This window comes from Lysinibacillus sp. NPDC096212, assembly GCF_044763105.1.
Classification (GTDB): Bacteria; Bacillota; Bacilli; order Bacillales_A; family Planococcaceae; genus Lysinibacillus.
On the sequence record NZ_JBIWFQ010000012.1, the window covers coordinates 131,735 to 133,141 of the forward strand.

The window sequence follows — 1,407 nt, forward strand, 5'->3', positions numbered from 1 at the left end:
CCGAAGCGACGGAAGGAAAAGTCAGAGCGACGGAAGTAAAAGGCTGAGACGGAAAGAAGAGTCAAAGCGACGGAAAGAAAGGCCGAAGTGACGGAAGGAAAAGTCAGAACGACGGAAGAAAAGGCTACGACGGAAAGAATAGTCGAAGCGACGGAAAGAAAGGCCGAAGCGACGGAAGGAAAAGTCAGAGCGACGGAAAGAAGAGCCAAAATCGTGGATAGAACCATCAAAATGATGGATAGAGTAGCCAAAGTCGTGGATAAAACCATCAAATCGCGGATAGCCCAATCAAAGTGAAGGATAGCCTCATCAAACCATACATACATTTAATGTCGAAAAACAAAAAAAGACATCTCAGAAATAATCTGGGATGCCTTTAGCATTTTTATTTACGTTCCATAATTTGGTCGATTAGGCCGTATTCTTTTGCACGCTCAGCTGTCATGAAGTTATCGCGATCTGTATCTCTTGCAATGACTTCAAGTGGTTGACCAGTACGTTCCGATAAAATTCCATTTAATTTTTCACGTAAGAATAAAATACGTTTTGCAGCGATTTCGATTTCAGTTGCCTGACCTTGTGCACCGCCAAGAGGTTGGTGAATCATTACTTCAGCATTCGGTAATGCGAAACGTTTACCAGGTTCACCAGCAGCAAGTAGGAAAGCACCCATAGATGCAGCCATTCCGATACAAATTGTTTGTACTTGTGGCTTGATAATTTGCATTGTGTCATAAATTGCCATACCAGCAGTGATAGATCCACCCGGTGAGTTAATGTAAAGAAAGATATCTTTGTCTGGATCTTCTGCTTGTAGGAATAGAAGTTGAGCAACAATTGAGTTAGCAACGTTGTCGTCAATTGCACTTCCTAATAGGATAATACGGTCTTTTAGTAGTCGTGAATAGATGTCATACGCACGTTCACCACGACTTGTTTGTTCAATAACTGTAGGAATTAAATTCATGTTAAATCCTCCTTAAAAAACTAAATTCGAATACTTTTGCTGAAAACTTCCTTGGTAATTCAGCTGTATCCTTATCATACACATTATAGTCAGGGAAGGTCAAATATTAACCCTGTTAAAGTAAAATAAATTAAATCAATTTTGCTTTGGCGTAATTATAGCCGCAACTTCGCATTCGCCAATAAACCATTAGATGCCGCCGTTTTGCTTTCGTCCAGAAAACATTAGACGCTGCAACTTCGTGTTCGCCCAGAAACCATTAGATGCCGCAACTTCGCGTTCGCTCAGAAAACATTTGATGCCTCCGCATTGCTTTAACTACAAAAACATTTACCGCATCCGCTCCGCATCCGCTCCGCATCCGCTCCGCATCCGCTCCGCATCCGCTCCGCATCCGCTCCGCATCCGCTCCGCATCCGCTCCGCATCCGCTCCGCATCC

2 protein-coding genes are annotated in these 1,407 nt (G+C 43.1%); both read right to left on the reverse strand.

What is annotated here, in order from left to right; genetic code table 11:
* Positions 1-326 (reverse strand): hypothetical protein (locus ACIQ7T_RS13810; protein ID WP_402871005.1); only part of this gene is annotated, 326 nt, incomplete at its 3' end.
* Positions 327-385: 59 nt separating this feature from the next.
* Complete coding sequence (clpP, locus tag ACIQ7T_RS13815) at positions 386-967, reverse strand: ATP-dependent Clp endopeptidase proteolytic subunit ClpP (protein ID WP_132361998.1); 582 nt, start codon at positions 965-967, stop codon at positions 386-388.
* Positions 968-1,407 lie beyond the last annotated feature (440 nt).